The organism is Prevotellamassilia timonensis, from assembly GCF_900106785.1.
Lineage (GTDB): Bacteria > Bacteroidota > Bacteroidia > Bacteroidales > Bacteroidaceae > Alloprevotella > Alloprevotella timonensis.
The window spans coordinates 96,726-117,867 of the sequence record NZ_LT629841.1 but is presented as its reverse complement, the minus strand read 5'-3'; the positions used below and the strand labels follow the sequence as shown (position 1 = coordinate 117,867).

Genomic DNA, 21,142 nt, shown 5'->3' with positions numbered 1-21,142 from the left:
GTAGCGGGCTACGTGACCGATGAAACCTATGTTTATGGGCGAAAGAATGCGCCAAGGCATATCGACTAATTCTGAACATGGTTATATAAACTAATTTTGAATACCTACTTAATGCAAATTACAGTATATAGCGCATCAAGCGGCCAAGTGCCGCAGACGTATATAAAGGCGGCCCATGAACTGGGCCGCCTTATTGCCTTGGGCGGCCACACATTGGTGAATGGTGCGGGCCGCACAGGGCTGATGGGGGCTTGTGCCGACGCTTGCCTTGCCAATGGCGGCAAGGCCGTGGGCGTAATACCTCAATTTATGATAGACCAAGGGTGGCAGCACACGGGCATGACACGTCTGGAGGTGACGCCCAACATGCACCGCCGCAAGGAGCTCATGGCCGAAATGAGCGATGCCTGCATAGCCCTGCCGGGTGGGGTAGGCACGCTTGAGGAACTGCTCGAAATCATTACGTGGAAGCAGCTCGGCCTGTATCTCAAACCCATAGTGGTGCTCAACACCGGGGGCTATTACGACCCCTTGTTGCAACAGTTGCAGCGTGCCGTCGACGAGCAATTTATGCGCAGCCAGCATGCCGCCATCTGGCAAGTGGCCGCCACACCGGCCGAAGCCCTGCAGTTGGCACAGACTACACCGTTGTGGGACAAGTCGCTGCGCAAGTTTGCTGCCATGTAAGCAGGTGTTCAAACATCCCATAGGTTAACGCCGCACCAATTCACAATAGCTAAATTGGGGCATCTGCTTAGCGCATATTTAGCTTGTATCCATACATTTGCACATCACTCATAGCATGCCAAAAATAACAACAACCGACTCGTTGGTGACACACACCGACATGGAAGCCGCTCTTGAGGTTGAGAGCGGGCAGGGTAGTGTGCGCAAATACCAGCCCCGGCATAAAAAAGAAGTTCCGGCAGACACCCTGCCGCCCGACCCGCGGCAGATGCGCCCGTTGCCAGCAGGACAACCGCTCGAAATGAAGCCCGTTGCGCTTGAAAGCGACTATTGGGAGCACGCGCTCACCTATATGCCCAAGAATGCGTTCGTGCAACAACTCGACAGTGTGGCGGGCGTAAAAAAGAACTCGCTCGTGGGCTTGAAAACATCGGGCATAGCGGGCGACCCCGTGCCCTATCTGTTTCGCACCGACAGCTTTGTAACCATTGTGCTGATGGTGAGCTTCTTCCTCGTGGTGTGGGTTATTTCGCGTTCGCGCCATTACCTGCGCCATCAGGTGAAGGACTTCTTTCATCACCGTCAGCGCGAAAATCTGTTTGCCGAGCGCACGCAGACCGAAATACGCGGGCAGCTGTTCCTTATCTTCCAAACCTGCTTTGTGTTAGGCATTCTGTTCTTCGACTACACGCAGGATTACCAGGTGCAGGTGTTCAACCAACTCTCGCCCTACAAGGTGCTGGGCGTGAGTGTGGGGCTGTGCTGTGTGTACTTTCTGTTCAAAATGGCAGTTTACACCTTTGTCAACCACATCTTTTTCGAACGCAAGCAAAACGAGCAATGGGCAGAGTCGTACATGCTGTGTGTGCTCGGGCTTGGTCTTGCCTTGCTGCCAGTGGCATTGTTGGTAGTGTATTTCGACCTTAGTATGCATAATATGTTTATAAGCTTCTTTTGCATACTCGTAATTGACAAAATGCTGCTGTTGTACAAGTGCTCACGCATATTTTTCAGTTACACGCTGGGCTGGGTGCATCTTTTTTTGTACTTTTGCACCCTTGAAATAGCACCCCTATTCATATTGTTCCGCGCACTGATTTACGCGTGCAATTTCCTGTTAACAATTAACTAATTAACGATACAAAATCCGCGGTCTTGAGCGGCCGCTATGCTGAACTAAAAAGTAGTCATGATCAAGAAGATTCTTGTTTCGCAGCCGAAACCTACTTCCGAAAAATCTCCCTACTTCGAGATTGCAAACAAAGAACACGTGGAATTTACTTTCCACCCCTTTATAAAGGTCGAAGGCCTCACCGCGCGTGAGTTCCGCCAACAAAAAATTCAAATTCTCGACCACTCGGCCATTGTGTTCACCTCACGCCACTCTGTGGACTTTTTCTTCACTCTCTGCAAGGAGATGCGTGTGGTTTTGCCCGAGGATATGAAATATTTCGGATTGTCGGAGGCTATTGCCCTTTACATTCAAAAGTATGTTCAGTATCGCAAGCGCAAGGTGTTCTTTGGCAGCACAGGTCGTTGGCCCGAGCTGGTAACGGTGATGGCCAAACACAAGACGGAAAATTACCTCGTGCCATTGTCGGACGTGCACAACGACGATGTGGCCCGTATGCTTGATGAGAAAAAGCTCAAGCACACCGAATGCGTGATGTATCGTACCGTGACCAACGATTATCCCAAGGACAAGGATTTTGACTTTGACATGATCGTGCTCTTTACCCCTGCCGGTGTGAAGTCGTTGCTTGAGAACTTCCCCGACTTCAAACAGGGCGACAAGCGCTTGGCTTGCTTTGGCGGTGTAACAAAAGCGGCTATTGAGGAGGCCGGCTTGCGCTGCGACCTCTTTGCCCCCACGCCTCAGGCACGCTCAATGACGGCTGCCATCGAGATATATCTCGGAGAGAACAAATAGTAATATACTACGCACAGTATAACAACACATACACAACAAAAGGCATGACTTCACAACAGCCCCGTAGGGCGAGTGGGCTCATGCCTTTTTAAGTTAGTTGTACGAACCATTATACGGGGTCCGGCAGCGCACACGGCGCGCAGTGACTTACAAATGAATGAGGCTATTAAATGAATGAATATGGCTATTATGACAAAACGTTTTACCTTTCGCAAACCCGAGCACTTGTGTTTGAAAACCGAGATTGACGCTCTGTTCACCGCAGGCAGCCGCTCAATGAGCGTTTACCCCCTGCGTGTGACATACCGCATGTTGCCCTATGCCGGCAGCGGTCCGCAGGCTAAGGTGCTGCTCAGCGTGTCGAAGCGCCACTTCAAGCATGCCGTAGACCGCAATCGCGCCAAGCGCCAGCTGCGTGAGGCATATCGCTTGCAAAAGCACCAGCTTGTCGAGGCATTGCCCAACGATAAGGCGCTGCACATAGCCTTTATATGGCTGTCTGACCGCCCTGTGCCGTCGCACATTGTGAGTGCCCGCATGGAGGTGGCGTTACGCCGAATTAGGGAAAACATCGCATTGTCATGATAACACGCTTGCTCATATTGCCCATACGCTTCTATCAGCGTTATATTTCGCCCATGCTGCCGCCAGCTTGCCGCTTTACGCCCACTTGTTCACAGTATGCTGTTGAGGCGTTGCAAAAGTACGGACCAATGAAGGGCTTGTATCTGGCTGTCAAACGCATATTGCGTTGCCACCCCTGGGGCGGCAGTGGTTACGACCCTGTGCCATAATTGTGGCATAGTCCGTTCAAAATTGGCATCAAACGCTATCATAAAACGCTACCTCTAATGGGGGCGACGCGTCTCGCGTCGGGATAGTGACAGGAAAAGCATACAAACGCTACTAAATAACAGCTGCATTATCCCCGCGAGACGCGTCGCCACCATTAATGCTTGCGTTTTGTGGTAGCGTTTAGTGCTTGCGTTTAGTGCTTGCGGGGCTTTTACCATACTACACTATCTTACACGCCGAGTATCTTACATCTTACACTAAAATGCTGCAACTCATTGATTGTCAACACTTTACTCAGTGTAAGATACTACCAATTCCACCTACACACAACCTACACACACCTCACACTGCCACACGGCACAAGCACGGGAGGCAGATCTTACGGCATAGGGGAGCAGAATAATCTGTTGCTCCGACAGATTTCTCTACGTCCCTATGGCGTATAAACCACTGCATACGTCTAAATCGACTGCGCGACAGCGGGGTGGGGTGTGTAAGATGTATGTAGGGGCGTGTAAGATACTTTGAAATCATCTTACACTTTTGAAACCTCTGTATATCAACTTGTTACGTACAAAAAGTGTAAGATGGCAGTAAAAACACACGCACTCTTTTACAAGTGGGCAGACAAAGGGTCTGTGCCCGTGAGCAAACTGGTGCGCAACACGATGGCGATAGACCAGCGCACAAAAAAGGGCGGAACCCTTAGCAGGTTCCACCCTTAAAAAAACAATTCATTATGAAGAGGTATAATCTCTCATTGTGTGTTTCGCCATAGGTTAAGCGTAGGTTGGGATGGTTGTTACGCACGGCATAGTGGCGTTCCACCTGATGACCGATGCGCGGTTGTTAAGTGTGGCTTTGTGTGGCACACTTAATTTTCATGGTTGCGGTGCAAATGTAAATCTTTTATTTTAATTGACAAACATTATGCAACAAATATTCAAAATAAATGCGCATTTTGTAACAATCGTGCCTTTTTAACACTTCAGGGTGGTTCTAAAAACAGATTTATTAGAACCACCCTTTAGGTTTACTGTCCACACTCCTCGAGCAACTTGATGGCGTCGACATATTGGGCTATGCCTACAGCCACCTCTTTGGCAGCCTTCATGGCCAGCACCACCGTTTGCGGACGGTGTACGACGTCGCCTCCGGCAAACACACCGCGGCGGGTGGTCATGCCCTTGGGACGGTCGCCCACAATGACGTAGCCTTTCTCGTCGACGTCGATACCCTTGGTGGTGCCAACGATGCGGCTGGCGGGGCGTGAGCCGATGGCCAGGAACACGCGGTCGAACTCTACGGTGTGTTCGCCGTCGGGGGTGGCCAGTCTGATGGCACGCACACGGCCCTTTTCGTTGCCAAGGAATTCGATGGAGTTGGTTTTCCACATGAATTTTACGCCTTCCTTTACAGCGTCTTCGTACTCGCTCTTGATGGCGGGCATCTCCTCTTGCGTGCGGCGGTATATGACGGTGACGTCGCCGCCCAGGCGCTGTGCGGTGCGTGCGGCGTCCATGGCCACGTTGCCACCGCCTATCACGGCCACGCGGTCGCCCTTGCGCAGTGGTACCATCTCGTAGGGCAGGGCGCCTTCGACGTAGGCGTTGACGTTGTGCAGGAAGTCGGTTGACTGTGTGACGCGGCGCAGATTAGCCCCCGGCACGTTGAGGTTTTGGGGCAGGGCGGTGCCGGTGCCCATGAATATGGCGTCGAAGCCTTGAGCAAACAGGCTGTCGACGGTGACACCGCTCTCGGGCGCGCCTACAAGGCAGTTGGTTACAAAGTGTACGCCGAGTGCCTCGATGCGCTTAATTTCGTTGCGCACCACGGCTTTGGGCAGTCGGTACTCGGGTATGCCGTACATCAGCACGCCGCCTGGTTCGGGCTGCCCTTCGAATATGGTGACATTGAAGCCCTGGCGCGCCAGGTCGCCTGCCACGGTAAGGCCGGCGGGGCCTGAACCTATGACGGCCACCTTGCCGCGTGTTTTTTCGGGTATGCGCTCGTGGGTCAGGTTCATTTCGGCGTCGAATTGTGCTATAAAGCTTTCGAGCTTGCCCACTCGCACGGGGTTGTCGCGGCGGCCGAGCACGCAATGGCCTTCGCACTGCTTTTCGTGTGGGCACACACGGCCGCAGATGGCGGGCAGGTTGGTTTTTTCGTGCAGTATGGCCATGGCCTCGCCCATGTTGCCCTTTGAGAGCTCGTGTATGAAGTCGGGTATGTTGTTCTCGATGGGGCAGCCCTTTTTGCATTGTGGCACTTTGCAGTGCAGGCAGCGCTTGGCTTCTTCAATGGCCTCGCGCATGGTGTACATTTTGTTTACCTCGTCAAAATAGGGCAGGTGGTGTGTGTTCTCTTCGTTCATCAGTTTGTGTTTACTTGATGTGTTCAATCACCTCGTCGATGCTGAGGCTTTGCTGCTCGCCGGTCTCCATGTTTTTAAGGGCTACCTTGCCTTCGGCCATTTCGCTCTCGCCAACCAGGGCTACGAAGGGCACTTTGTGGGCGTTGGCGTAGCTCATTTGTTTTTTCATTTTAACAGAGTCGGGGTATACCTCGGCCGAGATGCCGGCCTTGCGTATGGCGGCGGCCAGGCGCAGGCAGTGGGCGGCCTCGTTGGCACCAAAGTTGATGAACAGAATGCGGGCGCCCGAGTTGGTTTCGGCAGGGTAGAGGTCGAGCTGGGTGAGTACGTCGTAGATGCGGTCGGCACCAAATGATATGCCGACGCCGCTCAGGCCTGGCAGACCGAATATGCCGGTGAGGTTGTCGTAGCGGCCGCCACCGGTGATGGAGCCTATCTGTACGTCGAGTGCCTTGACCTCGAATATGCAGCCTGTGTAGTAGTTGAGGCCGCGGGCCAGGGTGAGGTCGAGCTCGAGCTCGTTGCGCAGCTCGCTGGCCTTGAGGGCGTTGAGCACAAAGGCTACTTCGTCAACTCCCTTCAAGCCTGTCTCGCTGGCGGCCAGTACTTGGCGCATGGTGTCGAGTTTCTGCTCGTTGGTGCCCGAAAGCGAGATGATGGGCTGCAACTTTTCAACAGCCTCTTCGCTCAGACCTACGGCGCGCAACTCTTCGTTTACCTTGTCAAGGCCTATCTTGTCGAGTTTGTCAATGGCCACGGTGATGTCGACAATCTTGTCGGCTGCCCCTATAATCTCGGCTATGCCGCTGAGAATTTTGCGGTTGTTGATCTTGATGCAGACGCGAATGCCGAAACGGCTGAATACTTCGTCGACAATCTGCATCAGCTCTACCTCGTTGAGCAGTGAGTCGGAGCCTACTACGTCGGCGTCGCACTGGTAGAACTCGCGGTAGCGGCCCTTTTGCGGACGGTCGGCGCGCCACACGGGTTGTATCTGGTAGCGCTTGAAGGGCATCTGCAACTCGTCGCGGTGTTGCACCACGTAGCGTGCAAAGGGCACGGTGAGGTCGTAGCGAAGGCCTTTCTCGCAGAAACGGGCTGCGAGCTGGGCCGAATTTTTTTCGGCGTATTCCTCGGCGGTCACTTCGCCACGGAAGTTGCCCGAGTTGAGTATCTTGAAGAGCAGTTTGTCGCCCTCCTCGCCATACTTGCCCATGAGGGTGGAGAGGTTCTCCATGGCGGGCGTTTCAATCTGACGGAAGCCGTAGAGTGCGTACACCTCACGTATGGTGTTGAAAATATAGTTGCGGCGGGCCATTTCGACCGCACCAAAGTCGCGTGTGCCTTTGGGTATGCTTGGTTTCTGTGCCATGTTGTAAAATTTTTAGATATTTGTGGGCAAAGTTACTAAAAACCCATGTTTTTATTAAAGCTTCACCCTTATTTCTTTGTACACGCGCGGTTTAATACACGCTCTTGACGGAGGGACTTGCGTCTGCCTGCTTTGTATGTGGCGGCGCGGGGCGTGTGGCTGATATATGCTAAAAGTCTCCAATCTGTGCTGATGCTGCGGGGCATCAGTTACGGATTGGAGACTTTTTGCCAGTAAAGCCGCGGCGGGTGCACCGGGGCGGCTATGTGGGGCGTGGGGGGGCGGAGGTCAGAAGAACTGGCCCTCGTTGATGAGGCGGCGCGTGGCGTCGGGGTCGCTGTTGGGGCATATCATCAGTATGTCGCCTTGCTGTGCTATCACGTAGCCGTCGAGGCCGGCTATGATGGCTTTCATGTGTTGGGGCAGTCGCACCATGCAGTTTTGGGTGCCTTGCAGCATCACGCGGGCACCACCGCTCACGGCATTGCCGTCGGCATCGGTGTGCGACACTTCATGCAGCTCTGTCCAGCAACCTACGTCGGCCCACCCAAAGTTGCACTCCTGCACTGCCACATTGCTGCAGTGCTCGAGCACAAGCAGGTCGATGCTGCGCGGCAGGCCCTCGGGTATGCATGAGCGCACGTAGTTCATCTCCTCGGCTATGGTGACCATTTGTTTGGCCACCTCTTCAACGGGGCGGTCGGGGCGGTGTGCCATGCTTGAGAGGTGCTGGCCGAGGGTCTTGCCTTTCCACATGAATATGCCGGTGTTCCACAGAAACTCGCCGCTCTGCATAAACATCTTGGCGTAGTCAAGTTCGGGCTTCTCGCTGAACGATTGCACTTTGTGCAGCTTGTCATCGGCGTTGCCTATGGCGTTGCCCATCTGTATGTAGCCGTAAGCCGTGTTGGGCTGCGTGGGTTTGACACCGATGGCCAGGAAGTCGGCGTGGGTGTCAACGTAGTCGAGGCCGCGCAGTATCTGGGCTTCGAAACGGTCGGCGTGCTGTATGAGTTGGTCGGCTGGACTTACCACGACATTGGCATCGGCATCGGACAGCACTGTGTGCCATGTGCCCCAAATGGCTGCGGGGGCGGTGTTGAGCTGCACGGGCTCGGGCAGAATGTTGGCCTCGGGCACTTCGGGCAGTTGCTCGCGCACAAGGGACACATAGCTCTCGTAGGTGGATATGTATATGTGGTTGGTGGGGATAAAACGGGCAAAGCGGTCGAAGGTTTGTTGCAGCAGGGTGCGGCCTGTGCCGAAGAAGTCGATAAATTGTTTGGGCAACTCCTTCTGACTTGCGGGCCACAAGCGGCGTCCAACACCACCGGCCAGAATGATACAGTAGTTCTTATTACGTGTTTCCATTATCAAGGATTTGTGGGTTAGTTATTGGGTGGTTCTAAAAATTCTGTTTTTAGATTTCTGCTATTCTGAAATGTGATTTGCACACTCTCGAAAGTGTCTTTTTGAAAGTTTGTTCGGTCACATAGCCCGCTATGCTCCCTCACAAACTTTCAAAAATACACTTCCGATAGTGCACAAATCCCTATTTCAGAATTATTAGAACCACCCTGTTGGTTTTTTGATATGATGGCTTTCGGGGCCAGTTTTCCTCGTAGTGGGAGGCGTATGGTTGTGAAAGCGATGCTAAGTTAACGAAAAAAACTGCCGTTTGGTATTGCTCCCTGGATTAAAAAAACGAAAAACCGCCTTTTATATCATTATCAGCGGCAGTTGTACCAACGGATTGGGGTTGGTAAAATGACGCGGGAGGGCGTGCCAATAACCGTAATGTGCGTTACAGTTGTAGGCATGCCCTCCCGCGTGGTGAGGTAGTTATGTTATAGAAGCACGTTATGCGTCGCCCTCTTTTTTGCCCTTGTTAGGACGTCGGCGGCCTCTGTGCTTGTGTGGCTTTGGCTTGTCTGCATTGGTTGTGGGCGCATTGGCGCTGGTTGCATTTTCGGCCTTGCCATTGGCGTCGCTTTCTGTGCCCTGCTTGTTGGCATTTTGTGGACGGCGGCGACGGCGGTTGTTGTTAGTCCGCTTTTTGTTGCGCTGAGGCTTGTCTTGCGCTGCTTCAGCCTCGTCCGCTTGTGCCGCAGTGTCGCTTTCGCTGTCGGCGTTGTCAAAGTTGTTATCTCGCAATGTGGCAAAATGCTCGTCGTGCTCTGTGCCGAACACAATGTCGTCCAGCGTGAGCGATGGCACAATGCTTGTGGCGGCATCTGACTCGCTGTCGTTGTCAAGGTCTTTGTCCTCGGGCTCAGCTACCTCGGTGGCTTCAACGGCAGTGGCGGTAGTGTCAACGGCAGTGGCGGTAGTGTCAACGGCAGTGGCGGTAGTGTAGTTGGCAGTGACGGTAGTGTCAATGGTGTTGATGGTAGTGTCATCACCCTCTTCGGCTACGCTGTCAGTATCAACGGCCATACAGTCGCTTTCTTCGGCCACTTTGTCTGCCTCCCCAGCCTCATTTTCAGCCTTCTCTGTTGCGCTGTCAAATGCGGTCTCAGCTTCGGGCTTGACCTCGGGCTCAACTTCTGTTTCCATTTCAGCAGATGCTTTGTTTGCGGCCTCGCGGCTTTCGAGCGCAACTTCGTGACTTTCATTTGTAGCCTCTTGGCTTTCGTTTGAAGTCTCTTGACTTTCGAGTGCGGCCTCTTGGCTTTCGTCCTCAGCTTGCTGTGCAGGTTTGATGTCCTCCTTTATGATGAAGGTTTCTTCTACTTCGGCCAGCATTTGCACTTCGTCGGTTGTGTGGGCGGTGTCAGCGTCATTGGCCATTTCAGCGTTTGGGGCAACGGGTGTTTCGGCCTCAGCGTGACTGGGTGCTTCGGTCTTGGCGTAGCTGCTCTCTGCAACGGCTTCAGCTTCGTGGTCGGCGTGTGTGCGGAGTGCGCCTAACAGACCCGATACATGTGTCTGCGCCTCGCTTGCCACAGCTTCGGGCACGGCTTCAGGCTCTGTCTTGGTTTCGATGGCTTCGGCCTTGGCCTTTTCAGCCATTTGGCGTTTGTGCTCTGCCTTGGCGCGTTGTCGTTCCACTTCGGCTTGGCGTTCTGCCTCGCGTTTGGCGGCACGCTCCTCGGTGGTAGTGGCGCCCTTGGTCTGTCCCTTCACGGCATCGCCCATGGTCTTTGGGCCGCGGTTGCGTGTGCGCTTTTTGCGCAGGCTCTCGTCGGCAGCTTTCAGCTCGTCCTCTTCGGGGGGAGCGGGTATTCCCTTGGCCTCGTAGTCCTCGGCCGTGAGCACGGGTTCGGCAGGTGGTGTGTCAATCACTTCGTACGAGGCAGCCTCGTCGTAAGCTGTGTCGTAAGCCTCGTCGGAGAGTTCCTGTGCGCTCTTCGGAGCCTTGCTGTCCTGCTCTTCGAGCACGGGGGCGTCGGCCCTATTTTTGCCCTTGGCTTTTGAAGTCTTGCCCTTGCTCAGTCCGTCCTCGATGGTGTCGATTTTGGGCAGAGCGAACGACTCTTCGGCCTCCATGGCAGTGCGCTTTTCTTTAGCACGGAAAATGCTGTCGTATGTGGCAGGCTCGCGGCGCATGCGTGTGAGTGCCTCTTTCGAAGCCTCCTGCTGGCTCTCCTTTTTTGAGCGTCCGCTGCCGCGTGCTATGGTGATGCCTTCGATGCTGATAACGGTGCGGAAACCCTTTTCTCCATCGCAGGCAGAGTCCTTAAAGTTGATGTTGATGCGGTTTTTCTGACTCCACTCCAGCAGTTTGCTCTTAAAGTTAACCTCCTTCTGTGCCACGTTGTCAAGGTCGACGTACTGGCCTATAACGCGGTTGTTAATGAACCATTGGCAAGTTTTGAAGCCGCGGTCCAGATAAATGGCCCCCATCAGCGCTTCAAAGGCATTGCCGCCAATGTTGGTGTGGCTCATGCGTGTGCCTTGTGCGGCCAGAATAAGCTTTTCGAGCCCCATGTCGGCAGCCAGTCGGTTAAGTGCCTCGCGCTGCACGATTTTGGAGCGGGTAGATGTGAGAAAGCCCTCGCGCTTGTGTGGAAAGTGGTGGAAGAGAATGTCGCTCACGATAGTCTCGAGCACGGCGTCGCCCAGATATTCGAGCCGTTCGTTGTTGAGCGGTTTCGAGGTATTCTCGCTGCGCGGTTTGCGGTCGCGGTTGTTGGCCTTGCGGTCCTTGCCGCCCTTTTTGCTGTCGGCGTCACGTCGGTAGCTGAGCGACTTGTGCGAGAAAGCGATGCGGTATATCTCGATATTGTGCGGGTAAAAGCCCAATATGTCGTATAGGGCCGACAGAAACTCCTTGTTCTTGCGGAAGGGGAGCTTCATGCGGTCAAATAAGTTCAGTATCATATATATGCAGTGCAAATGTGGCGTGACGTGCTGTTGCGCAAGTCGTGCGCACAAATTGCCGTTGAATTAGGGTGTATGATGTGGATATGGGAAAAGCGCAAATGTGCAGATGCGCCAGCGTGCCGAAATGCTATGCGTGATAGCATTTGCACATCTGCGCATTTGCACATTTGCACATGTTACGCGCCTTTGGGTGCGTTAGGCTTCATACTTCTTTACAATGCAGCAGGCGTTGTGTCCGCCAAAGCCGAATGTATTGCTCAATGCAGCGCGTACGGTGCGCTTTTGTGCCTTGTTAAAGGTGAAGTTGAGGTTGTAGTCGATGTTCTCGTCGCGATCGTCGTCCTCGTGGTTGATGGTAGGCGGCACGATATCGTTCTGCACCGAGAGGCAGCAGATGAGTGCTTCAACAGCACCGGCAGCACCGAGCAAGTGGCCGGTCATACTCTTTGTAGACGAGATGTTGAGCTCGTAAGCGTGCTGGCCAAAGAGCTTGGTAATGGCCTTCACCTCAGAGATGTCGCCCACGGGGGTAGATGTGCCGTGCACATTGATGTAGTCGATGTCCTCGGGCTTCATTTCAGCGTCTTCGAGGGCAGCCTTCATCACGAGGTTGGCACCGAGGCCTTCGGGGTGTGAGGCAGTGATGTGGTGTGCGTCGGCCGACATGCCAGCACCAGCCACTTCGCAGTAAATCTTGGCGCCGCGTGCCTTGGCGTGCTCAAGTTCCTCAAGGATAAGTATGCCGGCACCCTCGCCCATGATAAAGCCGTCGCGGCTCTTGCTGAAGGGGCGTGAAGCGTGTGTGGGGTCGTCGTTGCGTGTTGAGAGCGCGTGCATGGCGTTAAATCCGCCCACGCCGCAGGGCCAGATGGCGGCTTCGGCACCACCGGTCACCATGGCGTCGGCCTTGCCGAGGCGAATGAGGTTGAAGGCGTCGGCCAAAGCGTTGGTTGATGAGGCGCAAGCCGACGTAGTGGTGTAGTTGGGGCCATGGAAACCATACTGGATAGAGATTTGTCCGGCAGCGATGTCGGCAATCATCTTAGGAATGAAGAAGGGGTTGAACTTAGGGCCGTTCTCCTTGTTGATGGCATAGTAGCCAGCTTCCTCCTCAAAGGTGTGAATACCACCGATACCTACACCGAGCACTACGCCGATGCGGTTCTTGTCGATAGTTTCGAGGTCCCAGCCGCTGTCCTTGATAGCCTCCATGGCAGCCACGAGAGCGTACTGCTCGTAAAGGTCCATTTTGCGAGCCTCCTTGCGGTCGATAAAGTCGGTAGCCTTAAAGCCCTTCACCTCGCACGCAAACTGTGTTTTGAACTTCGACGCATCGAAGTGTGTGATAGGGCCGGCGCCGCTAACGCCGTTCTTGATGTTTTCCCAAGTTTCGGGTACTGTGTTACCTACTGGTGTGAGGGCGCCAAGGCCTGTTACAACAACTCTTTTGAGTTCCATAAAGTTTGAATATCGTTAATGAATGCGCAGCCGTCAGCTTGAGTGGCAGCATGGGCGGTGTGTGCCCTGTGGCTCTCTCTGCACTTTAGTAGATTAGCACGCACGCGGCAGTGTGCTGTCCGCTTGTTTCCCGCGCCACGCGATGGGTGGGCTGGGGTAGTACTCGCTAATCTACTAAACAAATAAGGCGTGTTTCGAGGGGTGGGCTTGTGTGTACCAGAACCGTTCAGCTGTGTGCTGCAGCATAGGGGTGAAACGTGTTGATATGCAGTGTTTTTGTAGGCGTGTAATGCCATAATGCAATTAACGTTTAACGTACAGCGACCTGTCTCCACACCGTCAGGGGGCTGACAGCATAGCGACGCAGACGCGTAACGTTAAACGTTAATTGTTTTGGGTTGGGTAGTCGTAAGACAAGCAGATTACTTGTTAACTTCTCCTTCGATGTAAGCGATAGCGTCACCTACGGTTGAAATCTTTTCAGACTTGTCATCGGGGATAGTGATGCCAAATTCCTTCTCAAATTCCATGATGAGCTCTACAGTGTCGAGAGAGTCAGCACCGAGGTCGTTAGCGAAGCTTGCTTCGTTCTTAACTTCAGATTCGTCAACGCTGAGCTTGTCAACGATGATAGCCTTTACTTTTGCTTCAATATCAGACATAGTTTCTTTATTTGAATTTAATGAATTATGTTCCTTATATTTAAGTTTCCGCGTGCAAAAGTAATGCTTATTCCTAATACTGACAAACTTTTAGGCTAAAAAGATACGATAAATTGCACGTTTTTTGAAAAAGTGTGCGCCCCCGGGCATTAGGGCCGTGTTTTCCAGCACAATCCGTCGAGTGATTTGTGCTCCCTGACAAAGCAAGAGCACAGCAGACCAACAGCCACCGATGTGGCCATGCCGATGCAGCCGTAGAGCAGAAAACTCGCGTCGGTGAGATAGCGCACGGCAAACACTGCTCCCACGCCACACACAAAGCCCGTAAGAGCCGCTTTGCCGCCGATGCGCGGAAAGAATATGCCCATCAGGAACAGACCGCCGAGACCGCTTGAGAGCAATCCGAGTATCTCCTGGAAAAAGTCAAGCAGCGAGAGAATGTGCCATGTGGCCATGAGCAGTGCCATGCACATGCCCAATGCGCCCGACACGATGCAGGTGCGGCGTGCCACGCGCAGGGTGGCAGCATTGCTGGCAGTGGGGCGGAAGCGTTGGTAAAAGTCGACACTGTAGGCCGTGGCCACAGAGTTGATGTTGGACGATATGGTGCTCATGGTAGCGGCAAAAATAGCCGCAATGAGCAGTCCGGCCACCCCTTGTGGCAGCTGGCTCATCATGAAGAAGGGAAATATCGTGTCGGCCTTGCCCATGGTGTAGTCGAGCGCTGCGGGGTGTGTCTTGAAAAAGGTGTACAGCCCTGTGCCAATGGCAAAGAAAGCCACACTCACAAACACGCTCATCAGGCCGTTGAGCATGATGCTGCGCCGTGCGCCAGCCTCGTCCTTGGTGGTAAGGTAGCGCTGAATGACAGTCTGGTCGCTGGTGTAAGATATGAGGTTGTTGGCCATACCGCCTAATATGATAACCCAGAAGGTGGCCGAACGGTAGTCGAGGCTCCAGCTAAAGAGCCGCATCTTGTGGTCGTCCATGGCTATCTGCCAGAAACCGCTTGCCCCGCCATCGGTGCCCCACACCAGGTAGCCGACTGCAAAGAGTGCCCCACCCACCAGTATGAAGCCCTGCACCACATCGCCCCACACCACGGCCTCGACACCGCCCATGGTGCAGTAAACAATGGTGACAAGCGCCATGAGCACAATGCAGATGTAGAGATTGATGCCCGTAACCGCCGTAAGCGCCAGCGAGGGCAAGTAGAGCACCAATGCCATGCGCACCACCATAAAGATGATGAACAAGGCCGATGCCAGCAGACGTGTGGGCGCGTTGAAGCGACGTTCAAGATACTCGTAGGCACTCGTCACGTTGAGGCGTCTGAAAAATGGCAAATAATACTTGATAACGGGGAACGACACCAGCAGTATGGTCACCAGCATGGGGTAGTAAGTCCAGTCGGTGGCGTAAGCCTTGGCGGGGTAGGCCATGTAGGTTATGGCGCTGAGCATGGTGGCATAGATGCTGATGCCCGCTGCCCACCAGGGTATGCGGCCGCCGCCCTTGAAAAAGTCGTCGGCATTGCCCTCGCCGCGCTTCATAAAGTAATAGCCCAGCAGCACCATGCCCACGAGATAGGCCACGAGCACCGTCCAGTTGAGCCACCCAAAGGTGGGCCGCACGTCCATCTTTACAGCAGTCACGGCCGCCGACCTGATGCCCGGCTTGCTCTCGCCGTCCACCACCACCCATTCGCCGTCGCATGCCACAAGGGCAGCCCCGGCGCGTGCCAACAGCGGCGAGCGGCTTTCGGCCACCCACGTGTTGGTGATGGTGTGGTAAATAATGAGTTCGTCGTTGAAAGCGTACCAAGCCTCGGGCTGACGCATGTAGGTGGCCTTTTCGAGTTCGAGCCTTGCCACATAGGCGTGCATGGCCTGTGTGCCATACCTTTGGGCGTCGAGCCGTGCCTGTTTGATGAGCAGAGGTCGGTTGATGGCCGCCTCAAAGCGTTGTTTGTTCACACCGCCCGCAAACACTATGTGGGCACAGCCCGAGGGCACACCTGCGGCACCGGCCAGGGTGACGGCCTCGGTGCGGCCGTGTGGCACAATGGGCGCCATACGTGTCCATTGGCGTGTGGCGGGGTTGTAACACCACCCGTCGGTGTGTGCCATGCCCCGTTGGGTGTCAGTGGCAGGGGCAAATCCGCCCGCCAGGTAAAAGCAAGGCCCCGTGGCGCTGTTCTGCACCACGCCCACGGGCTGCACACGTGCGGGGCCAGGCAGGTCGGGCAGACGCTCCCACTGCTTGCCGCCGGGGAAACGCAGTCGGTAGGCAGCCTGCGAGGGGCTACCGTTGCTCAGTCCGCCGGCCACGTAGATGTAGCCGCCGCCGTAGGCCCCCGCCATGTTGTCGAGCGGCTGTGGCAGTGCGGGCAGTGCCTCTATTACGAGTTGGTGGTTGTGGCCCGACTTGAGGTAGTAACCTTTGGCCAGGCTCTGCTTGCCGTTGTTTGTGCCGCCCACGCACACCATGCCGTGTGGCACACTCACCCCCACGCCGTAGGCAGCGGGCTGCGGCAGACAGCCTATTTTGTGCCATTCCATCGTGCCCGCAGTGTGGTGCAGGTTAAGTTCGTAGATGTCGGCATAGAATTGCTTGTCACCGCCGTCGGCAGCCGGTGTGCCCGGAAAGTTGCAGCCGCCGGCCACTAATAGTTTGCTGCCTGTGCTGCCGGCAAATGCGGCCGACACGCCTTGCTGCCCGTTGACGCGCAGTGGAGGCAAGGGGCGGTAGCTGACGGAGTTGAAGGGGTTGTCGTTGCCGCCGTGGCGGGCTTGCGCCTGCATGGTAAGTGCCAGGCAGAGTGTGAGCAGGGTGAGTAGCAATTTGTTCATGGTGGTGATGATATTAGATGTATATCCGTTGGCGGAATTTTGGGTTAACGGGTTAACAAGTTGACAGGTTAACAAGTAAGTATGTTATACACAACTTGTTATGTTAAAGCCAGAATGACAGGAAACTTAAAAAGCTTGGCAAACTTACCTGTTAACCCGTTGACTTGTCAACTTGTTTGCCAGTTCCGCCAATTGGTTATGATTGGGCAAAGATACGTAATCGTTTGCATCTGCAATGTAATATTTGCCACAAAATGGTGGTTGATGGGGTTGCAAGTGACCGTATTTATAAGTCAGAAAATTTGCCCCGTACGGTGCAGCGTGTGTGTTGTGGCAAGTGTGAGCCTTGTGCCCGAAACAACAGAAATCCCCTTGACGGCTGTGCAGCCGCAAGGGGATTTCGAGCTTCTATGGCTTTATCATTCAATGCTGATTAGTCGCGACGCGGACGGCGTGGTGCGTGACCACCTTCGCCACCTTCGCGGCGCGGACGGCGTGCGGGACGTTCCTCCCAGCCTTCGGGCTTCTCTTCGAGCACGCGGTGTGAAAGGCGGAACTTGCCGGTCTTGTCGTCAATTTCGAGGAGCTTGACCTTGATGGTGTCACCCTCTTTAATGCCAGCTTCCTCAACAGACTCGAGGCGCTTCCATGCTATTTCGGAGATGTGGAGCAATCCTTCCTTGCCCGGCATGAACTCTACAAAGCAGCCGTAAGGCATGATGCTGACAACCTTGGCGTCGTAAACCTCACCCACTTCGGGTATGGCCACGATGGCACGTATCTTGGCCACGGCAGCATCGATGCTCTCCTTGTTGGGGCCAGACACCTGGATTTTGCCTACGCCGTCTTCCTCCTCGATGGTGATGGTGGCACCAGTGTCCTCCTGCATGCCCTGAATAATCTTTCCGCCCGGGCCAATAACGGCGCCGATAAACTCTTTGGGAATTTCGAAGGCTTCGATGCGGGGAACGTGGGGCTTGAGTTCGGGACGTGGTGCGGGCATGGTTTCGAGAATCTTGCCCAAGATGTGCTCACGTGCCTGCTTGGCTTGGTTAAGAGCCTTTTCAAGGATTTCGTATGACAGGCCGTCGCACTTGATATCCATCTGTGTGGCAGTAAGACCCTTTGCAGTACCGGTGGTCTTGAAGTCCATGTCGCCCAAGTGGTCCTCATCACCCAGAATGTCGCTCAGTATGGCGTACTTGTCCTCGCCGGGGTTCTTGATAAGACCCATGGCAATACCGCTCACGGGAGCCTTGATGGGCACACCAGCGTCCATCAGAGCCAGAGTTCCAGCACATACGGTGGCCATAGACGATGAGCCGTTTGACTCGAGAATGTCGCTCACCACACGCACTGTGTAGGGGTAGTCGGCAGGGATTTGGCCCTTGAGGGCGCGCCATGCCAAGTGGCCGTGACCAATTTCGCGGCGGCCTACGCCACGCTGTGCCTTGGCCTCGCCAGTTGAGAAGGGAGGGAAGTTGTAGTGGAGGAGGAAGCGCATGTAGCTCTTGTCGAGCACATCGTCAACCATCTTTTCGTCGAGCTTGGTGCCGAGGGTGGCAGTGGCCAGAGCCTGTGTTTCGCCACGTGTGAAGATGGCCGAACCGTGAGGCATGGGCAGGGGTGACACTTCGCACCAGATGGGGCGGATATCGGTGGTTTTACGGCCGTCGAGACGCTTGCCCTCGTCGAGAATGCAGCGGCGCATGGCATCGCGTTCTACGTCGTGGTAGTAGCGGTCTACCATGGCGTTCTTTTCTTCGAGCTCTTCGGGTGAGAGTTCGGGGTGTGCGGCAGCATAGCGTTCCTTAAATCCTTCGCGTATTTCGGTGAAGGCATCTTCGCGCTGGTGCTTGTCGTGGTCGCCGGCTTCGGCAATGGCGTAGGCGGGCTTGTAGCACTCGTCCTTTACTTGCTGGCGGAGTTCCTCGTCGTTCACCTCGTCGTCGTATTCGCGCTTGACGTCGGTGCCGAGTTCCTTTGAGAGTTCCTTTTGCAACTGGCACATGGGCTTGATAGCCTCGTGAGCCACCTTGAGTGCTTCGAGCAGTGCGCTTTCGGGCACTTCGTCCATTTCGCCTTCAACCATCATGATGTTCTCTTCGGTGGCACCTACCATGATGTCCATGTCGGCCTCCTTGAGCTGGTCGAAGGTGGGGTTGACAACGTATTCGCCGTTGATGCGTGCTACGCGCACCTCAGAGATGGGGCCTTCAAAGGGAATGTCGCTGGCAGCGAGGGCTGCTGATGCGGCAAAGCCGGCCAGTGCGTCGGGCATGTCAACACCATCGGCTGAGAAGAGCGTGATGTTAACGTATACCTCGCAGTGGTAGTCTGAGGGGAAGAGTGGGCGCAGTGCGCGGTCGACCAGACGTGAAGTAAGGATTTCGTAGTCGCCGGCGCGGCCTTCGCGCTTGGTGAAACCGCCGGGGAAACGGCCTGCGGCGCTATATTTTTCTTTGTAGTCGCACTGGAGGGGCATGAAGTCTGTGCCGGGCTGAGCCGTCTTGGCAGCACAAACGGTGGCAAGCAGCATGGTGTTGTTCATACGCAGCATAACTGCGCCATCAGCTTGCTTGGCCAGTTTGCCAGTTTCGATGCTGATGGTGCGTCCATCGGGCAGCGAAACGGTCTTGGTTATCACGTTCATCTGATTGTTGTTATAAATTATTTTGATTTTACCTTCGTTGTAACGCACAAAAGTAGCAATTATTTTTTAAGTGGAGGGAGTGGGGCTTTACTTTTTTCTGATTTAGAACAAGCTTTGCGAGCTAATGTGTTAACCCGTCAACCTGAAATACCGCCAACGGGTTAGCCTAGGGCAAGCGAAGTGACACCTTGGGGCTCCCGCATAGTAGAGTTTTCGCGCTCTGTAAGGTAGGGTGTTAAACGCTACCTCTAATGGGGGCGACGCGTCTCGCGTCGGGAAAAGATGCAGCTATTATTTAGTAGAGGTTCGTATTTCCCTCCTTTCTCTATCCCGACGCGAGACGCGTCGCCCCCATTAGTGCTAGCGTTTTTTACAGCGCGTTTCAGGCAACTTAAAATGCCTCAAAAACAGTTGCGCTTTTGATGCCGATTTTGAACACCCTACCTGTAAGGGCAAAGCATTATTACAATGTGCTTTAGACTTTTACCGGACAATATTAGCATATTGGCCCGCGTTCTGTCACGCTGCCGTCTTCGACATGCCAGATGCGGCAGTCGGGCACTTGCGGAAACATGTGGTTGTCGTGGCTCACCACCACAATGGCGCGTTGGTGGTTCTGCTCGGCCAGCATGGCATAGAGTTTGGCGCGCGATGGTTCGTCGAGATGCGTTTCGGGCTCGTCGAGCAGCAACAAGTCGGGCGCCGACACAAAGGCGCGGGCCAAGAGCGTGCGCTGCCATTGGCCGCCGCTGAGCTCGGCTATGGGGCGCTGCGCCAGTCCCTCAAGTTCAAATTGCTCAAGCACCTGCGCCACCTGTTGCCTGTGTGCCTCACTGAAGGGCTGCCACAGCCGCTTGCGGCAGGCAAGTCCTGAGAGCACAATGTCGGCCACGGTGGTGGGAAACTGGCGGTCGATGTGGCGGTACTGCGGCAGATAGCCCACCACTACATGCGGTTTGCGCTCAATCTTGCCGCGGGTAGGGGGCAGCAGTCCGGCTATGAGCCGCAGCAGTGTGGTCTTTCCACCGCCGTTGGGGCCGCTGAGCACCACAAAGTCGGTGCTGCGCAGACACTCCTTGATGTGGCACAACACGTGGCGCTCGCCGTAGCTCAGGCAAACGTTGTTGATGTTGAGTATTATACTGTTGTCGCTGTTCATTGCTTCAGACTTTTCGCTATCAGTTTCATCTGTCCTGGCACATCGTAGCTTAGCGGGTTGATTTCGACCACCTTGGCTCCTATGTCCTGTGCAAGGCGTCGTGCGGCGCGCCCGGTGTGCTCTTTCGACACAAACACCACCTTCACCCCTTCGGCGCGGCAGCGGTTGGCCAACTGCTGCATGTAGGCGGCCGATGGCTCCTTGCCGTCGTGCTCCACGGCCAGCTGATGCAGGCCGTACTGGCGTGCCAGGTAGCCTAAGGCCGGGTGGTAGATGAGGAAGGTGCGCCCCTGCAGCGGCATCAGGCTGCGGCGCAGTTCGGCATCGAGCTTGTCCATTTGCTGTTCAAAGGCTTTGAGGCGCTGCTGGTAGTAGGAGGCATTGGCGCTGTCGGCCTGGCACAGGGCGTTGGCCGCATTTTGGGCCATGATGAGCAGGCATTGCGGCGAGAGCCAGGCGTGGGGGTCGATGCTCTCGTCCTCGGCGCCATGGCTGTGGGTGTTGTCGAGCAGGGGGGGGATGCCTTGTGCCAAACTCACCATGTGCAGATCAGACACGGCCCTGTCTATTTTTGGCAGTTTGGATTGCTCAAAGCCCAATGTGCCGGTGCGGAACACTATCTCACAGTCGTTCAGATCCATCATTTGCCGTGGGGTGAGTTCGTAGGTTTCAGGACTTGCACCCTGTGGCATAAGGGTGTGCACCTCGTATTTGTTGCCCGCAATGGCCTCGACCACATAGCGCAGCGGCTCAATGCTCACGGTGAGCACCGGACGGTCGGAGTCGGCTGTAGGCCGGCGGCAGGCGCAGAGGGCGGTGACGGACAGAAGCAACAACAAGAGGCGTGTGAATGGTTTGTGCATATCGGGGGTGG

The 21,142-nt window shown here is 54.9% G+C and carries 16 protein-coding genes; 6 read left to right on the top strand and 10 right to left on the bottom strand.

Annotated features, from left to right (window positions below):
• Positions 1 to 111: 111 nt before the first annotated feature.
• From BQ5453_RS02370 to BQ5453_RS14295, 6 genes are all read left to right on the top strand, one after another.
• The gene (locus BQ5453_RS02370; RefSeq protein WP_071121983.1) at positions 112 to 687 is read left to right on the top strand and encodes an LOG family protein; all 576 of its coding nucleotides are present in this window, start codon (positions 112 to 114) and stop codon (positions 685 to 687) included.
• A gap of 115 nt (positions 688 to 802) precedes the next feature.
• Positions 803 to 1,819: a DUF4271 domain-containing protein gene (locus BQ5453_RS02365; RefSeq protein WP_071121982.1), complete on the top strand. Its 1,017-nt coding sequence runs from the start codon at positions 803 to 805 to the stop codon at positions 1,817 to 1,819.
• Between the two features lie 57 nt (positions 1,820 to 1,876).
• Positions 1,877 to 2,617: a uroporphyrinogen-III synthase gene (locus BQ5453_RS02360; protein ID WP_071121981.1), complete on the top strand. Its 741-nt coding sequence runs from the start codon at positions 1,877 to 1,879 to the stop codon at positions 2,615 to 2,617.
• Positions 2,618 to 2,806: 189 nt separating this feature from the next.
• Positions 2,807 to 3,202 carry a ribonuclease P protein component gene (rnpA, locus tag BQ5453_RS02355; protein ID WP_071122085.1) on the top strand — a complete coding sequence of 132 codons (396 nt, stop codon included), beginning with the start codon at positions 2,807 to 2,809 and terminating at the stop codon, positions 3,200 to 3,202.
• Positions 3,199 to 3,411, top strand: coding sequence for a membrane protein insertion efficiency factor YidD (gene yidD / locus BQ5453_RS02350; protein WP_071121980.1), 213 nt, complete (start codon positions 3,199 to 3,201; stop codon positions 3,409 to 3,411). Before rnpA ends, yidD begins: the two co-directional genes overlap by 4 nt.
• 588 nt (positions 3,412 to 3,999) lie before the next feature.
• Positions 4,000 to 4,137, top strand: a complete 138-nt coding sequence (locus BQ5453_RS14295; RefSeq protein ID WP_154668731.1) for a hypothetical protein — start codon at positions 4,000 to 4,002, stop codon at positions 4,135 to 4,137.
• A gap of 308 nt (positions 4,138 to 4,445) precedes the next feature.
• Here the strand turns inward: BQ5453_RS14295 and BQ5453_RS02345 are convergent, their stop codons facing one another.
• From BQ5453_RS02345 to BQ5453_RS02300, 10 genes are all read right to left on the bottom strand, one after another.
• A complete protein-coding gene (locus BQ5453_RS02345) occupies positions 4,446 to 5,786 on the bottom strand; it encodes an NAD(P)-dependent oxidoreductase (protein WP_071121979.1) in 1,341 nt (446 codons plus the stop codon).
• A 10-nt stretch (positions 5,787 to 5,796) separates the two neighbouring features.
• On the bottom strand, positions 5,797 to 7,158 hold the full coding sequence (gene hisS, locus BQ5453_RS02340) for a histidine--tRNA ligase (RefSeq protein WP_022102990.1): 1,362 nt from the start codon (positions 7,156 to 7,158) through the stop codon (positions 5,797 to 5,799).
• Between the two features lie 288 nt (positions 7,159 to 7,446).
• Entirely contained in the window at positions 7,447 to 8,529 is a 1,083-nt protein-coding gene (locus BQ5453_RS02335; RefSeq protein WP_071121978.1) for a mannose-1-phosphate guanylyltransferase, read from the bottom strand.
• Between the two features lie 489 nt (positions 8,530 to 9,018).
• Positions 9,019 to 11,481: a ribonuclease III domain-containing protein gene (locus tag BQ5453_RS14420; RefSeq protein ID WP_071121977.1), complete on the bottom strand. Its 2,463-nt coding sequence runs from the start codon at positions 11,479 to 11,481 to the stop codon at positions 9,019 to 9,021.
• Between the two features lie 198 nt (positions 11,482 to 11,679).
• Positions 11,680 to 12,942, bottom strand: a complete 1,263-nt coding sequence (gene fabF / locus BQ5453_RS02325; RefSeq protein WP_022102987.1) for a beta-ketoacyl-ACP synthase II — start codon at positions 12,940 to 12,942, stop codon at positions 11,680 to 11,682.
• 422 nt (positions 12,943 to 13,364) lie between these two features.
• Positions 13,365 to 13,604 carry an acyl carrier protein gene (locus BQ5453_RS02320; RefSeq protein ID WP_022102986.1) on the bottom strand — a complete coding sequence of 80 codons (240 nt, stop codon included), beginning with the start codon at positions 13,602 to 13,604 and terminating at the stop codon, positions 13,365 to 13,367.
• A 149-nt stretch (positions 13,605 to 13,753) separates the two neighbouring features.
• The gene (locus tag BQ5453_RS02315; RefSeq protein WP_071121976.1) at positions 13,754 to 16,456 is read right to left on the bottom strand and encodes a sodium:solute symporter family protein; all 2,703 of its coding nucleotides are present in this window, start codon (positions 16,454 to 16,456) and stop codon (positions 13,754 to 13,756) included.
• Positions 16,457 to 16,889: 433 nt separating this feature from the next.
• Positions 16,890 to 19,109, bottom strand: a complete 2,220-nt coding sequence (gene pnp / locus BQ5453_RS02310; RefSeq protein WP_071121975.1) for a polyribonucleotide nucleotidyltransferase — start codon at positions 19,107 to 19,109, stop codon at positions 16,890 to 16,892.
• A gap of 496 nt (positions 19,110 to 19,605) precedes the next feature.
• Positions 19,606 to 20,268, bottom strand: coding sequence for a metal ABC transporter ATP-binding protein (locus BQ5453_RS02305; RefSeq protein WP_071121974.1), 663 nt, complete (start codon positions 20,266 to 20,268; stop codon positions 19,606 to 19,608).
• A complete protein-coding gene (locus BQ5453_RS02300; RefSeq protein WP_071121973.1) occupies positions 20,265 to 21,131 on the bottom strand; it encodes a metal ABC transporter solute-binding protein, Zn/Mn family in 867 nt (288 codons plus the stop codon). Before BQ5453_RS02300 ends, BQ5453_RS02305 begins: the two co-directional genes overlap by 4 nt.
• Between the last annotated feature and the right edge of the window lie 11 nt (positions 21,132 to 21,142).

Coding starts and splice junctions, on each gene's coding strand:
- pnp (WP_071121975.1), bottom strand. CDS start 19,109: ATGAACGTGATAACCAAGACCGTTTCGCTGCCCGATGGACGCACCATC.
- rnpA (WP_071122085.1), top strand. CDS start 2,807: ATGACAAAACGTTTTACCTTTCGCAAACCCGAGCACTTGTGTTTGAAA.
- yidD (WP_071121980.1), top strand. CDS start 3,199: ATGATAACACGCTTGCTCATATTGCCCATACGCTTCTATCAGCGTTAT.
- BQ5453_RS02345 (WP_071121979.1), bottom strand. CDS start 5,786: ATGAACGAAGAGAACACACACCACCTGCCCTATTTTGACGAGGTAAAC.
- BQ5453_RS02315 (WP_071121976.1), bottom strand. CDS start 16,456: ATGAACAAATTGCTACTCACCCTGCTCACACTCTGCCTGGCACTTACC.
- fabF (WP_022102987.1), bottom strand. CDS start 12,942: ATGGAACTCAAAAGAGTTGTTGTAACAGGCCTTGGCGCCCTCACACCA.
- BQ5453_RS02300 (WP_071121973.1), bottom strand. CDS start 21,131: ATGCACAAACCATTCACACGCCTCTTGTTGTTGCTTCTGTCCGTCACC.
- BQ5453_RS02320 (WP_022102986.1), bottom strand. CDS start 13,604: ATGTCTGATATTGAAGCAAAAGTAAAGGCTATCATCGTTGACAAGCTC.
- BQ5453_RS02370 (WP_071121983.1), top strand. CDS start 112: ATGCAAATTACAGTATATAGCGCATCAAGCGGCCAAGTGCCGCAGACG.
- BQ5453_RS14295 (WP_154668731.1), top strand. CDS start 4,000: ATGGCAGTAAAAACACACGCACTCTTTTACAAGTGGGCAGACAAAGGG.
- hisS (WP_022102990.1), bottom strand. CDS start 7,158: ATGGCACAGAAACCAAGCATACCCAAAGGCACACGCGACTTTGGTGCG.
- BQ5453_RS02365 (WP_071121982.1), top strand. CDS start 803: ATGCCAAAAATAACAACAACCGACTCGTTGGTGACACACACCGACATG.
- BQ5453_RS02360 (WP_071121981.1), top strand. CDS start 1,877: ATGATCAAGAAGATTCTTGTTTCGCAGCCGAAACCTACTTCCGAAAAA.
- BQ5453_RS02305 (WP_071121974.1), bottom strand. CDS start 20,268: ATGAACAGCGACAACAGTATAATACTCAACATCAACAACGTTTGCCTG.
- BQ5453_RS02335 (WP_071121978.1), bottom strand. CDS start 8,529: ATGGAAACACGTAATAAGAACTACTGTATCATTCTGGCCGGTGGTGTT.
- BQ5453_RS14420 (WP_071121977.1), bottom strand. CDS start 11,481: ATGATACTGAACTTATTTGACCGCATGAAGCTCCCCTTCCGCAAGAAC.